Origin of the sequence: Bradyrhizobium sp. (assembly GCF_016462955.1) — a bacterium.
Classification (GTDB): domain Bacteria; phylum Pseudomonadota; class Alphaproteobacteria; order Rhizobiales; family Xanthobacteraceae; genus Bradyrhizobium.
On sequence record NZ_JAEMSD010000151.1, the window covers coordinates 1 to 13,598 of the forward strand.

Consider the following 13,598-nt stretch of genomic DNA (forward strand, 5'->3'; position numbering starts at 1 on the left):
GGCGACGGCTGGATGGGCGTGCGGATGCGCGACGCCAGCGTGGTGAAGGGCGTCGGCGTGCTGCCGATCTTCGCCGGCGTGATCGGCCTGCTGCTGCTGCTGGGCGCGTTTGCGGCGACGTGGGTACGCGAGGGGCGCTGAACGCTGCTGACGAAAGCTCTCTGAATCCGTCCACCGTCGGATGACAAGCTCATGAACATGAGTCGTGCGCGCGGGCGACATGATCCGCTGCGCGGCACAACTTCATGCGGTTCGCTGCCGGTCATACCGGCTTGCGGAACCCGGGGAATTCTTTAGAATTTTTGCGCCGGTGTCATACGGAACGAATGTTGAGGCCTACGGGGCAAGTGTCGTGGCCACTCAGCAGTCCCTGTCGCTGGATTTTACAAATGGCAATTGAGATGTTGACCGTAGAGGAGATCGTTCGTGTCAGGTCTTCCTTCGACAGGGTGTTCGCGAACGCGACCGACATGACGACGACGTTCTACGATCGGGTGTTCGAACTTGCGCCGGACATCCGCCCGATGTTTCCGGCCGACATGACCAATCTCAAGCATGATTTCATCTCGAAGCTCGCGGTGTTGGTTGGCAGCCTCGATGAGACGACTGGCCTGTTGTCGGGTGCCGACATCCTCGGCCGCAATCACCTGCGCTATGGCGTGAGACCTGAGCACTACCCGGTCGTCGCCGAAGCCTTGATCTGGAGCTTTGCGCGCGGTCTTGGCGCGCATTGGACCGATGAGGTGGAGCAGGCCTGGCGGAAGGTTTACGGCATCATTGCCCAGCGGATGATCGCAACCGACGGCAGTCCGCCGCCGTCGCTATCCTCACCGATCACAAGCCCTCCACGGCGTACGTAACTCGCGCTAGTTGCCTGAACGACACATCGTATGACTGGATCGCCTGCGCGGATCGGCGGCGGTTGACATCTGCCATCCGGCCGCGCGATGTTACACTATAACATCGCGGCGTCCGGGGATCGACGCCCGGTGTGGGGGTGGCGTTTTCAGATGAAGTGGTTCCGGTCGAAGGTCAGGCACGGCGCCCGGCTCGCATTGTTCGCGATGCTGGTGCAATTCGCCCTGACATTCGGGCACAGCCACTGGTTTGCGCAGGCCGCGCCCCTCGCCCAATCCTCGGCCCAGCACACTGAAGGCGGCGCCAAGGACGTTGCAGCGCCCGGCGGCGCCGCCGTCGAGAAGCTATCGCCCTCAAGTCCCGACCGCGAGCATTCTCGCGAGGATAGTTGCGCGATCTGCGCCATCATTGCGATGGCCGGCACCGTCATTTCGGCAACGCCCCCCGTGCTGCTGCTGCCGCAGGCGATCGCGCTGCTCCAGCGCACCCTGGACGCCGAATTCATCCATTTGAAATCCGCGGGCACGGCATTCCAGCCCCGCGGCCCTCCTGCCTCCTGACGTCCAACGCTTGATCACGCCCAGCCTCGCCGCGTTCAGGCGAATGTCCGGGACAAGTTGAAGTCGAATCCGTCGCGCCGCGACGGCAGGCCGCCTCCGATCAGCAAACAATCATCCGGACGGCGCCTGGCTGGAATCAGGACCATGTCATTCAAATCGCGACGCGCGCATCGCCTTGGCGGAGCAAGCCTGCTCCTGCTCGGCGCCGCCGCCACGCCCGCCTTCGCGCAAGCGCCGCAGGACAAATCATCGACCGAGCTTCCCGCCGTCACCGTGACCGCTCCGAGCCCGATCGTACGTCGGGCAGCGGTGCCGTCCCGCACCGCCGGCCGGGGCACGCGGACCGCGCGGGTGCGCAGGGGAGAGCAAACGGCTGACGCAGCGCCGGCAGCCCCGGTGGCTGCCGCGCCTCAGCAAGGCGTGCTGCCCGTCGTGACCGATCAGTTCGCAACCGTCACCGTGGTGCCGAACGAGGAGATCCGGCGCAACGGCGGCGGCACGCTCGGCGACCTCCTGTTCTCGAAGCCCGGCATCACCGGCTCTGAATTCGCACCCGGCGCATCCAGCCGCCCGATCATTCGCGGTCTCGATACCAACCGGGTCGGCATCGTCGAGAACGGAATCGGCAGCAATGGCGCGTCCGATCTCGGCGAGGATCACTTCGTGCCGATTGATCCGCTGGCAACCAACCAGGTCGAGGTCATCCGCGGACCGGCGACTTTGCGCTACGGCTCCACCGCGATCGGCGGCGTGGTCAGCGCAACCAACAATCGAATTCCGGATGCCTTGCCGTCCTGCACGGCGCCCTTTCCGACTTACGGACTCCCGACCAACGCGCCGCTGGCAAACATGGGATCCCCGGGCTGCGTCACCGCGGAAACACGGACGGCAGTGACCTCCGTCGATCGCGGGGTCGAAGGTGCCGTGCTGCTCGACGCCGGCGGCGGCAACTTTGCCGTCCATGCCGATGCCTTTGGCCGCAAGGCCGGCGACTACAACATCCCGAGCTACCCGTTCTTGACCGATCCGACGCTGCCGTTCAACGGACGCCAGCCGAATTCGGCATCGCAGAGCTACGGCGGATCCGTCGGCGGATCCTACATCTTCGATGGCGGCTACGTTGGCGCGGCGATCACGCAGCACAACGCGCTCTACCACATTCCCGGTATCGAGGGCAGCGAGTTCCTGACGCGGATCGACGGACGACAAACGAAATTCACGACAAAAGGTGAGTATCGGCCGGACGCTGCGGCGATCGATGCGATCCGGTTCTGGGCTGGGGCCACCGACTATAAGCACGATGAGGTCGGGCTCGCCGATTCCGCCGATCTCACCTCCCTCGGCGTGAGACAAACCTTCACCAACAAGGAACAGGAAGGCCGCGTCGAGGTGCAGCTTGCGCCGTTCGACGTCCGCTTTGCTGCGCTGACCACCGCTGTGGGCGTTCAGGCCTCGCACCAGAAGCTGACCGCGCCGAGTCCGGACGATCCGGGCAGCCCGATCAACGGACTGTTCGATCCGAACAAGAACACGAAGGTCGCCGGCTACATCTTCAACGAGTTCAAGTTCAACGAAGTGACCAAGGCTCAGATCGCCGGGCGGGTCGAGAGCGCAAGGTTGAGCGGCACGGCGCCGGCCTTCGTCCCCGATGTGTTCGACCTCGCCGTCGATCCGGCCGCGATCGGCCCCGCAACGGCGGTCAACCGCAACTTCACGCCGGTGAGCGGCAGCATCGGCCTGATCCACAACCTTCCCTGGGATCTGGTCGCGAGCATCACCGGCCAATATGTCGAGCGTGCGCCGAAACCGGCGGAATTGTTTTCGCGCGGCGGCCACGATGCCACCACCACGTTCGACATCGGCAATCCCAATCTCGGCATCGAGACCGCCAAGTCGGTCGAGGCAGGACTGCGACGGGCGGTCGGGCCGCTTCGCTTCGAAATCACCGGCTACTACACCAAGTTCAACGGATTCATCTATCGGCGCCTGACCGGCAACACGTGCGAGGACGGCGCTTGCCAGCTCGGAGCGGGTCTCGAACTGAACCAGGCGGTCTATTCGCAGCGCGACGCGACCTTTCGTGGCGGCGAATTCCAGTTCCAGTACGACGTGATGCCGGTCTGGAACGGGATCTGGGGCATCGAGGGTCAATACGACATCGTGCGCGCGACCTTCGACGACGGCACCAACGTGCCACGCATTCCGCCCCAGCGGCTGGGCGGTGGTGTGTATTATCGCGACGCCGACTGGTTTGCCCGGATCAACCTGCTGCACGCGTTCGCGCAAAACGACATCGCACCGATCGCGGAGACGCCGACGCCCGGCTACAACCTGCTAAGGGCCGAGGTCAGCTACAAGACCAAGCTCGATCAAAGCTGGTTCGGCGCGCGCGAGATGCATGTCGGGCTCGTCGGCAACAACCTGCTGAACGAGAACATCCGCAATGCCGTCTCCTTCAACAAGGACCAGGTACTGCTGCCCGGCATCGGGGTCAGGGCGTTCGCGAATTTCAGGTTCTGAGCGTCGCTTGTGCCGGGGCCGACAGGCCCCGGCATACACCGTCTTGCGAGTGCCTAACCCCGCGCCTTGCTCCAGTCGGGGCCGACTGGACCTGACACGCCCTCGAAGGCGCCGTCGGCGAGCTCGAACACCAGGACGCGGGCGGCGTCGACCGGGCCAGGCATGGCGATGCGGCCCTTGGGGACCTGCTTGAAGCCGACGCGGCCGTAATAGGGCTCGTCGCCGACCAGCAGCACGAGGCGGTGACCTTTTTCCCTGGCGTCCTTCAGCGCGCGCTCCATCAACCGGCGGCCGATGCCACGGTCGCGGAACGGCGGCTCGACCGTGAGCGGCCCAAGCAGCAGCGCGGGCGTGTCGCCGATCAGGATCGGCAATTGCCTGACGGAGCCGACCAGCAGCGTACCGATGCGGGCCGTGAAGGAGAGTTCGAGCAGATGGTCGACGTGCTCGCGAATCCGGTAGGCGCTCAGCACGAAGCGGCCGGGACCGAAGGTACGTTCGTGCAGCCGCTCGATCGCCTGGGCGTCGCCGGCAGCTTCGGGCAGGATGGTCAGTGAGAGATCGTTCATGTCGATTCGCGGGATAGCACCTGAACGCAGCGCGGTCCATCGGGCAGCGAGGGCCTCAGTTCCTTTTCGGCGCCGGCTCCTCGTTGTAGCAGGGCACCAGCACCGCGATGCGTCATTGACTAGCACAGGCCGCGCTCAGCGCCACGTCGCAATCAACGGCTTGCCGTCCAGCACTTCGGCGATGCGCAGCCGCGTGCCCGGCGTGGTGCCCTCGGGCAACGCGGCGTTGTCGAAGAACCCGCATTCGACGATCTCGCGGTTGGGCTCGGGGACGCGGCGCTGGCTGAACTGCCTGACCACGTAGACCGCGACGTGGTCGCGGCGGGAGACGTGGCTGTTGAGGAAGATGCCGTGCAGAATCGCTTCGCCGATGACGTCGATCTCGCCCTCCTCCTTGAGCTCGCGCCGCAGCGCCTCTTCCATGGTCTCGCCGAAATCGACGCCGCCGCCAGGCAGGTACCAGCCGCTGACATAGCTGTGCCTAACCAGGAACACCCGGTTGTCGGCGTCCAGCACAACGGCGCGGACGCCGAGCGTCATGCCGCGGGCGAGCAGGAAATAGGCGTGGGAGATTTGGCGGAACAGCGGCTCGGCTCTCCGTCGCACCCGGTTCAGACGTTCTCCCATCAGCCTCCCCCGGCGCCTCGCGACAGGCCCAGCTTGCGCGTTCCGTGCGACCTTGCCAATACAGTGGAGCAATAGCGAGGCAATCGCGCGCCATGACTTCCTCTCCGCTGGCCCCCTTCACGCTCGCCCATCTGTCCGATCCGCATCTGGCGCCCTTGCCGAAGCCGCGGCTGATCGAGCTCGCGGGCAAGCGCGCGCTCGGCTATTTCAACTGGACGCGCAACCGCCACAAATATCAGTGCCGGGAAGTTCTCGACGCCCTCGTCGCCGACATGAAGGCGCAGGCGCCCGACCACGTCGCCGTGACGGGCGATCTCGTCAATCTGGCGCTGGAGGCGGAATTCGCGCCGGCCCTGGCCTGGCTCGAAAGCGTCGGCCCGCCCGACCGCGTGACCGCGATTCCCGGCAATCACGACGCCTATGTCAGCGCGACGCGTCATCGCTTCGGCGAGACCTTCCTGCCCTACATCGCCGCGGATGCGCCGGGTGCTGCGGCCTTTCCCGCGGTGCGCCGGCGCGGGCCGCTGGCGCTGATCAGCCTGTCGACGGCGGTGCCGACCCTTCCGCTGATGGCGACGGGCACGCTGGGACACGATCAGCTCGCTGCCCTCGCCGAGGCGCTCGAACGGCTCGCGCATGAAGACGTCTTCCGCGTGCTGCTGGTGCATCATCCGCTGAAATCCAGCGCGCGCCAGAAGAGGATGACGGACGCGACGGAATTGCTGGCGCTGCTGAAGCGGCACGGCGTCGAGCTGGTCCTGCACGGGCACGATCACGTCCATTCGACGATCTGGGTCGAAGGCCCCAACGGCAATATTCCCGTACTCGGCGTGCCCTCGGCTTCCGCGCTCGCACACGGGCATTATCCGGCGGCGGCGTACAATATCTTCAGAATCGAGAAGGACAATGCCGGCTGGCGCTGCGAGCAGACGGTACGGAGCCTCGGGGCGGGATTTCAGGTCGGGCAGATCAAGCATGTGCGGTTGATTTAGTTCGCCGTCATTCCGGGGCATGCGGAGCATGAGCCCGGACTCCATCGGGCGGCAGAACATGCTGATGAATGGATTCCGGGTTCGCGCTTCGCGCGCCCCGGAATGACGGCGGAGGATACCTCACCAGCTCCGCAGCACAGCCAATACGGCAACCCCGAACAGCGCGGCCGCACCGAGGATGAAGCCGAATACGAACGGCCAGACGCGCGAGCGGCGCGGCGGCGGGGCAATGGCCGGTGCTTGCGGCTCCGGCGCGACCACCATCGCGCGCTCGCGCTCGACCATGCGGCGCGCGACATAGTCGGTGACGGCCTCGACGATCACGGCGGTGTCGTGCGATTCGGCGAGCACGATGCGGCCGAAGCGGGTGTCCTGGACGAAGCGGTACATCCGCTTGTCGCGCCCCATCACGATATGGGCGACGACGTCGATCCACAGCCGTGGCGTATCGCCCTGGCTGACGCCGCGGTCGAACAGGTCGATCTGGTCGGGGACCTGCGCGAACAGGGGATCGAGCGCGTCGTTGAGGATCTCGAGCCGCGCCACCTCGGCGTCCCTGAGATCGACCACGACGCCGGTCCGGTCGGCGGCCTCGATCCGCGCGCGCAGCAGCGCATCGCGCAGCCTTACCGGGCGCGGCTGGCCGGGCGGGGTCCCGCTGGTCTCGGGCTCTGACATTGTCGGCCTCGTCCTCTTTCCGACATTAACCTATCAGCAACCACACCCTCCGCAAAGGCCCACAATTCCAGAGACTTACCGCGCCCACAGGCGTTTTGGCTGTACCAAAAACAGACGATCCCACCCAGGCAGCGCCTGGATGGGACCATCCGTCCTTGGACGTCTTCTTAAGTCGGGGCGATCAGGCCGAGACCCGCGAGGGCTCTTCCACGATCGAGAAGCGGACGCCGGCCTTGTGGCGGCTCTCTTCCGAGACTTCCTTCCAGCACTCTTCAGCTTCCTTGCGGGTCTTGAACGGACCTTTGACCTGGGCCGAGCCTTCCACAAGCTTGTGGAAGTTCATCGAACCGAACTCGCCGCCGATCACCCAGAAATTGCTGCCTTTGGTCATTGTCAGTCTCCTCTCGAATCGCGCGCTGCGTTAGCCGAACTGGTTCATCGTGTTGTGGGCGCCGCCAGCCTTGAGGGCGGCTTCACCCGCGAAGTACTCCTTGTGGTCGTCACCGATGTCGGAGCCGGCCATGTTCTGGTGCTTCACGCAGGCGATGCCCTGGCGGATCTCGGCGCGCTGGACGTTCTTGACGTAGCCCAGCATGCCCTGCTCGCCGAAATACTCGCGGGCGAGATTGTCGGTCGAGAGCGCGGCCGTGTGATAGGTCGGCAGCGTGATCAGGTGGTGGAAGATGCCGGCGCGCTTGGCCGAATCCGCCTGGAAGGTGCGGATGCGCTCGTCGGCTTCCTGCGCCAGCGGCGTGTCGTCATATTCCGCCTTCATCAGCTCGGCCCGGTTGTACTTGCTGACGTCCTTGCCGGCTTCCTTCCAGGCATCGAAGACCTGCCAACGGAAGTTGAGCGTCCAGTTGAACGACGGCGAGTTGTTGTAGGCGAGCTTGGCGTTCGGCACGACCTTGCGGATGCGGTCGACCATGCTGGCGATCTGCTCGATATGCGGCTTCTCGGTCTCGATCCAGAGCAGGTCGGCGCCGTTCTGCAGCGAGGTGATGCAGTCGAGCACGCAGCGGTCTGCACCGGTGCCGGGACGGAACTGGTAGAGGTTGGAGGGCAGCCGCTTCGGACGCATCAGCTTGCCGTTGCGGTTGATGACGACGTCGCCGTTGCGGGCGTTCTCCGGCGTGATCTCCTCGCAGTCGAGGAAGCTGTTGTACTGGTCGCCGATGTCGCCGGGCTTGTGGCTGACGGCGATCTGCTGCGTGAGACCAGCGCCAAGCGAGTCGGTGCGGGTCACCACGACGCCGTCTTCGACGCCGAGCTCGAGGAAGGCGTGGCGGCAGGCGCGAATCTTCGCGAGGAAGACGTCATGCGGCACCGTGACCTTGCCGTCCTGGTGGCCGCACTGCTTCTCGTCCGAGACCTGGTTCTCGATCTGCAGCGCACAGGCGCCCGCTTCGATCATCTTCTTCGCGAGCAGATAGGTCGCCTCCGCATTGCCGAAGCCGGCGTCGATGTCGGCGATGACGGGCACGACGTGGGTCTGGAAGTTGTCGATCTTCTCGATCAGCTCTTTCTCGCGGGTCTTGTCGCCTTCCTTGCGCGCCTTGTCGAGCAGGCGGAAGATGTCGTTGAGCTCGCGGGAGTCCGCCTGACGCAGGAAGGTGTAGAGCTCCTCGATCAGCGCCGGCACCGAGGTCTTCTCGTGCATCGACTGGTCGGGCAGCGGACCAAACTCGGAGCGCAGCGCCGCGATCATCCAGCCGGAGAGATAGAGATAGGTGCGGTCGGTCTTGCCGAAGTGCTTCTTGACCGAGATCAGCTTCTGCTGGGCGATGAAGCCGTGCCAGCAGCCCAGCGACTGCGTGTACTTGGTGGGGTCGTTATCATAGGCCGCCATGTCGGCGCGCATCAGCGCCGCGGTGTAGCGGGCGACGTCGAGGCCGGTCCTGAAGCGGTTCTGCAGGCGCATGCGTGCGACGGCCTCGGCCGTCACCCCGTTCCAGGTCGGCTGGGTCTCGAGGAGCGCCTGGGCCGCCTTGACCTCGTCGAGATACGACGACGGACCCTGAAGGGTGCTGATGCCGCGGGGCTGGTAGTTCATGAGCCTGTTCCTTTCGCTGACGATGGCGATGGCGGGCCATCGACATTCTTGACACTGCATTGCGAGATGCGTGTCAGGAGCTAAACGCGAAAACAGAAACTTCGTACAGATGGCTTGCTTCTGATTGGTGATGTCATGTAACATCGGAACATGTAATAGATGTTAATTTGTAAATTCTGTAAATAATAGGTCAGGATTACTGTCCTTGATCTGATGGAGTGCTGAGACATGGTCGCGGAGACCGGCAAGAAACTGTTCGTCGGCCCGCGCTTCCGGAGGATCCGGCAGCAATTGGGGCTATCGCAGACCCAGATCGCCGAGGGGCTCGGGATCTCGCCGAGCTATGTCAACCTGATCGAGCGCAACCAGCGCCCGGTGACGGCGCAGATCCTGCTGCGGCTGGCCGAGACCTACGACCTCGACCTGCGCGATCTCGCCACCGCGGACGAGGACCGCTTCTTCGCCGAGCTCAACGAGATCTTCTCCGATCCCCTGTTTCGCCAGATCGACGTTCCCAAGCAGGAGCTGCGCGACCTCGCCGAGCTTTGCCCCGGCGTCACCCATGCGCTGCAACGGCTCTATGCCGCCTATACCGAGGCGCGCCAGGGCGAAACGCTGGCGGCGGCGCAGATGGCCGACCGCGACGTCGGCACACGGTATGAGGCCAATCCGGTCGAGCGCGTGCGCGAGCTGATCGAAGCTAACCGCAACTATTTTCCAGAGCTGGAGCAGGCCGCGGAAAATCTCCGCGACGAGCTGAACGTTCCGGCGGAGGGACTCTACGCGGCGCTTGCCGCACGCTTGCGGGAAAAGCATTCGATCCAGACCCGCACCATGCCGGTCGACGTAATGCGCGAGACGCTGAGGCGGTTCGACCGCCACCGCCGCCAGCTGCTGATCTCCGAACTGGTCGATCCGCCCGGCCGCGCGTTCCAGCTCGCCTTCCAGCTGGGCTTGGTGGAATGCGCGCAAGCCCTGGAGACGATCATCGGCCGCGCCGGCCCGCTCGACGACGCCCCGCGCCGCCTGTTCCGCATCACGCTCGGCAACTACTTTGCAGCTGCCGTGATGATGCCATATCCGGCTTTCCTCGCCGCCGCCGAGGCGCTCAACTACGACATCCACGTGCTGGCGCAGCGCTTCAATTCCGGCTTCGAGCAGGTCTGCCATCGCCTGACCACCCTGCAGCGGCCGAACGCGCGCGGCATTCCGTTCTTCCTGTTGCGCGTCGACAATGCGGGCAATGTCTCCAAGCGCTTCTCGTCCGGCACCTTCCCGTTCTCCAAATTCGGCGGCACCTGCCCGCTTTGGAACGTGCACTCGACCTTCGACACGCCGGATCGCCTGCTCAAGCAGGTGATCGAGCTGCCCGACGGCACGCGCTATTTCTCCATCGCGCAGATGGTGCGCCGTCCGGTCGCCCCGCATCCGCTGCCGCAGCCGCGCTTCGCCATCGGCCTAGGCTGCGAGATTCGTCACGCCGCACGCCTGACCTATGCCAGCGGCATGGACCTTGAGAAGACCGAGGGCACGCCGATCGGCGTCAATTGCCGCCTCTGCGAGCGCGAAAACTGCGCCCAGCGCGCCGAGCCGCCGATCACGCGCACGCTGATCCTGGACGAGACCACGCGGCGGGTGAGCTCGTTCGCGTTCTCCAATGCAAGGGAGCTGTAGGTCGCCCGCGCGTCGTCATCGACGCGCGCTTTGTAAGAAAGCCGGAACTTCCCTTTTTTTGCGGTGTTGTCCCTGAAGAAGGGCCGCGCCGCACATGTGCCGCGCCGGGTCGGAACATGAAGAACTTCTCAAATGCCTCCTTTGCCCCGGACGTGATCGCGGCAATGACCGCCGCTCTTGGCGCCGCGATCGCAACGCTGCCGGAGCCGTTGCACTCGGGGCACGTCGACGTGCTTGCTCAATCGATTCTTCGCACGGCCAGCTCCGGAGAACGCGACGTGTCTGTCTTGCAGAGGATTGCGCTCATGGAGCTCAGCCTTGCAGGCCGGATGACCTGACCAGCATCAACGCCGGCGCGGCAACAGAACACCGAGGGGTGCAGCCTTGGTAAATGGGGCTTTAACGCGGCGCGACGATCTGCAACCAGCGATTAAACTCGCTTCAACATCGGTGCCCTAGTCTCACCCCACTCACTTTTCGCAAACGGCGACGGCTTACTCTGCCGGGCGAAGTGACATCAGGGGGTTTCACTCATGCGCATGGCGTTGCTGCTGACCGCAACCATTGTCGGTGCGTTCTTCGCCGGTCCGTCCCATGCCGGTTCGCTTGATGCCGGCGCATCACCGTCGCTGCCGCCGGGCTTCCAGAACTATCGCGGCTACATGTTCGACCTGTCGGAAAATTCCGATCGCAAGGACGTCGACAAGATCACCGACAACCTGAAGCAGCAGATCGACGCCGTCGAAGCGACTGGCCTGTCGCCACGCGTGCTGCGCTTCTTCCGCACGGTGCCGATCATCGCGAGCGAGCTCGCGTGCCTCGACGAAGGTGCCGCGACCGCCTGCTACGGCCGCGTAGCCCCCAACGTCGAGCGCCGCGTGCCGCGGACGCTGACGGTGTGGGACCCCAACAAGCAGCGCTGGACCAATCCGAACGCCGTCGACCTCGCGGTCGATTCGGGGCTCGGCGTGATCATGCTGCGTCCCGACATGATGCGCTACGAGAAGGAGGCCGTGCTGCTGCACGAGCTCCTGCATGCCTATCACGCGCGGCTACTGCCGGACGGATATGCCAACAAGGGTGTGATCGCCTATTACGCCCTGGCCAAGTCCAAGGACATGCTGCCCAAGGAGTCCTATGCGATGAAGAACCCGATGGAGTTCTTCGCCGTGACCGCCAGCATCTTCCTGGCCGGAAAAAGCGAATTCCACGATCCGAAGTCGCGGGAGGCGCTCAAGGAGAAGATGCCGGACTATTACAAATACCTGGTCGGCGTGTTCGGCTTCGACCCCGAGCCGGCGGCCTCGAACGGCCCGGTGGCCTCGCTGAAGTAAGTCCAAAGCGAGCTGCCTGCGCCGGACTGCATCGGAGCCGCGCGAACAGCGCGGCTTTTTTGCTTCGTGGGCCGGAAGCTGCGGATGACGCGCTCGCGGCAATTGCCAAGCAGGGGCGTGATCTGCATAGTCCCGCCGCATCGATACCGTTTTTCGAAGGGGATGAGAGAACATGGCGGACGCCGACCTGGATGTCGTGATCCGGCAATTGGCCAGACAGCTGCATACGGGCCTGATGACCCGCGCCAAGGAGCGGCGGGATCGCTTCAATGGCCTTGCGGCCAAGGCCAAGGGCAAGGAGACCGGTGAGCGCTTCAAGATGATGGCCAAGGCCACCATGGAGCAGGCCACCGCCGCCGCCAAGCGCCTGCAGATGTCGGCCGACAACGTCGCCGACAGCTACGCCCGGTCGATGCGGCTCGCCGCCAGCACGCCTGTTACAGTCAAGGTGGAGAAGGCGAAGGGCGAGAAACCGGCGAAGAAGGCCGCCAAGGCGAAGAAGGCGAAAGCGAAGAAGGCGAAGTAAGCTCTTTCATCTTCCCCTCCCAAAGCGAGAGCTTCGGTCAGCTCTCCACACAATCAGCCTCGTAGGGTAGGCAAAGCGAAGCGTGCCTACGCGTCTGTTACTGCACTGAAAAGATCGTGGGCACGGCGCAAGTGCGCCCTTGCCCGCCCTACGAGTCCGGGCGTCGCGGAGAGACTCTCCTTACCTTCTCGGCGCCGACACCTGCACCGACTCGACGCTCGCCAGCTCGGCGAGCCTGGCGCGTGCGGCCCGTGGGCACGGTCGTCCTTGCCCATCGGCAGCGCCAGCGCGTTCTCGAAATCGGCGCGGGCGTCGTCGAGCTGGCCGCGGGCGAGAAACGCGACGCCGCGGTCGAGCCGGGCCTGCGCATCGGAGGGGTCGAGACGGATCGCCGTGTTGTAGCTCAGGATGGCGCGGTCGAGATCGCCCATGGCGGCGAGCGCCAGTCCGCGCTGGTGATAGGGCGCGGCGCGCTTGGGATCATGCGCGATCGCCTCGTCGTAATCGGCAACGGCAAGCTCGAGGTCGCCATTCTGCCGACGCGCCAGCGCCCGGTCGCGATAGAGCGAAGCGCGGTTCGGATTGAGGTGAATGGCCTCGTCGAAATCGGCGATCGCCCGCCCGAAGTCGCCGCGACGTAGCGCGATCCGCCCGCGCCCCGCATAGGCGAAGGCGATCAGCGAGCCGCGCAGCGGCGAGAAACCGATCACCGCCGAGCAGATATCGGGATCGTCCTCGTCGCCGCAATTGACGACCATGTGCGTGGACAGGCCGATGAGCACGCACAGGACGATCAGCAATGGCACCACAATTCTGGTCATCTTCGACGATGGCCGGCAGCGGGCCGGCCACGCATCCCCTTTCGAAGAATTGGTCTCGCTGGGGTGTTAACACCAGCGCCGGGGATTTTGTGTGCGCCAGGTCACAAAGCCGCACGCATAAGCTTGCGGTTCCGTCAGCCCCAGGGCCCGCGGGAAGGCCCACGGGAGGAGGAGCGGCCCCACGGACTGCGCGACGGATAGTTCTCATTGGCACCGACCGACGGCGCACCCCGCCCGAACTCGGCCGCGAGTTGCTGGAGTGCCGCGATGCGATTCTGCGTCGAGGGATGGGTGGCGAATAGATTGTCCACGCCGTGGCCCGACAGCGGATTGATGATGAACATGTGCGCCGTCGCCGGATTGCGCTCGGCCTCGTAGTTCGGCAT

At 64.9% G+C, this 13,598-nt stretch carries 13 protein-coding genes and 2 pseudogenes; 8 read left to right on the forward strand and 7 right to left on the reverse strand.

Annotated features, from left to right (window positions below):
• Window positions 1–389 precede the first annotated feature (389 nt).
• From JHD07_RS17145 to JHD07_RS17155, 3 genes are all read left to right on the forward strand, one after another.
• Window positions 390–860, forward strand: a complete 471-nt coding sequence (locus JHD07_RS17145) for a globin family protein (protein WP_366864680.1) — start codon at window positions 390–392, stop codon at window positions 858–860.
• A gap of 150 nt (window positions 861–1,010) precedes the next feature.
• Window positions 1,011–1,418: a DUF2946 family protein gene (locus JHD07_RS17150; protein WP_291624306.1), complete on the forward strand. Its 408-nt coding sequence runs from the start codon at window positions 1,011–1,013 to the stop codon at window positions 1,416–1,418.
• A 144-nt stretch (window positions 1,419–1,562) separates the two neighbouring features.
• Window positions 1,563–3,938, forward strand: a complete 2,376-nt coding sequence (locus JHD07_RS17155; RefSeq protein WP_291624308.1) for a TonB-dependent receptor — start codon at window positions 1,563–1,565, stop codon at window positions 3,936–3,938.
• A gap of 53 nt (window positions 3,939–3,991) precedes the next feature.
• On the opposite strand, the gene JHD07_RS17160 is transcribed toward JHD07_RS17155, so the two are convergent.
• Both JHD07_RS17160 and JHD07_RS17165 read right to left on the reverse strand, forming a co-directional pair.
• Window positions 3,992–4,507, reverse strand: coding sequence for an N-acetyltransferase (locus JHD07_RS17160; protein WP_291624310.1), 516 nt, complete (start codon window positions 4,505–4,507; stop codon window positions 3,992–3,994).
• Between the two features lie 135 nt (window positions 4,508–4,642).
• Window positions 4,643–5,134 carry an NUDIX domain-containing protein gene (locus JHD07_RS17165; protein WP_291624312.1) on the reverse strand — a complete coding sequence of 164 codons (492 nt, stop codon included), beginning with the start codon at window positions 5,132–5,134 and terminating at the stop codon, window positions 4,643–4,645.
• A 107-nt stretch (window positions 5,135–5,241) separates the two neighbouring features.
• On the opposite strand from JHD07_RS17165, the gene JHD07_RS17170 reads away from it, so the two are divergent.
• Window positions 5,242–6,126, forward strand: a complete 885-nt coding sequence (locus JHD07_RS17170; protein WP_291624331.1) for a metallophosphoesterase — start codon at window positions 5,242–5,244, stop codon at window positions 6,124–6,126.
• Between the two features lie 120 nt (window positions 6,127–6,246).
• On the opposite strand, the gene JHD07_RS17175 is transcribed toward JHD07_RS17170, so the two are convergent.
• The 3 genes from JHD07_RS17175 to JHD07_RS17185 form a co-directional block, all read right to left on the reverse strand.
• Window positions 6,247–6,804: a hypothetical protein gene (locus JHD07_RS17175; RefSeq protein ID WP_291624314.1), complete on the reverse strand. Its 558-nt coding sequence runs from the start codon at window positions 6,802–6,804 to the stop codon at window positions 6,247–6,249.
• Window positions 6,805–6,985: 181 nt separating this feature from the next.
• Window positions 6,986–7,195, reverse strand: coding sequence for a hypothetical protein (locus tag JHD07_RS17180; protein WP_036013800.1), 210 nt, complete (start codon window positions 7,193–7,195; stop codon window positions 6,986–6,988).
• 30 nt (window positions 7,196–7,225) lie between these two features.
• Window positions 7,226–8,857, reverse strand: coding sequence for an isocitrate lyase (locus JHD07_RS17185; RefSeq protein ID WP_291624318.1), 1,632 nt, complete (start codon window positions 8,855–8,857; stop codon window positions 7,226–7,228).
• A gap of 228 nt (window positions 8,858–9,085) precedes the next feature.
• Between JHD07_RS17185 and JHD07_RS17190 the strand changes: the two genes are divergently transcribed.
• The 4 genes from JHD07_RS17190 (at window position 9,086) to JHD07_RS17205 (ending at window position 12,391) form a co-directional block, all read left to right on the forward strand.
• On the forward strand, window positions 9,086–10,531 hold the full coding sequence (locus tag JHD07_RS17190) for a short-chain fatty acyl-CoA regulator family protein (protein ID WP_291624321.1): 1,446 nt from the start codon (window positions 9,086–9,088) through the stop codon (window positions 10,529–10,531).
• Between the two features lie 116 nt (window positions 10,532–10,647).
• Window positions 10,648–10,869 (forward strand): hypothetical protein, encoded by a 222-nt coding sequence (locus tag JHD07_RS17195; protein WP_291624323.1) that lies wholly within the window; start codon window positions 10,648–10,650, stop codon window positions 10,867–10,869.
• A 195-nt stretch (window positions 10,870–11,064) separates the two neighbouring features.
• Window positions 11,065–11,865, forward strand: a complete 801-nt coding sequence (locus JHD07_RS17200; RefSeq protein ID WP_291624325.1) for a hypothetical protein — start codon at window positions 11,065–11,067, stop codon at window positions 11,863–11,865.
• Between the two features lie 172 nt (window positions 11,866–12,037).
• The gene (locus tag JHD07_RS17205; RefSeq protein ID WP_291624327.1) at window positions 12,038–12,391 is read left to right on the forward strand and encodes a hypothetical protein; all 354 of its coding nucleotides are present in this window, start codon (window positions 12,038–12,040) and stop codon (window positions 12,389–12,391) included.
• Between the two features lie 180 nt (window positions 12,392–12,571).
• On the opposite strand, the pseudogene JHD07_RS17210 reads toward JHD07_RS17205, so the two are convergent.
• Window positions 12,572–13,212 (reverse strand): annotated as a pseudogene (locus tag JHD07_RS17210) (tetratricopeptide repeat protein).
• Window positions 13,213–13,346: 134 nt separating this feature from the next.
• Window positions 13,347–13,598: pseudogene (locus tag JHD07_RS17215) on the reverse strand (protease HtpX); the annotation flags it as partial.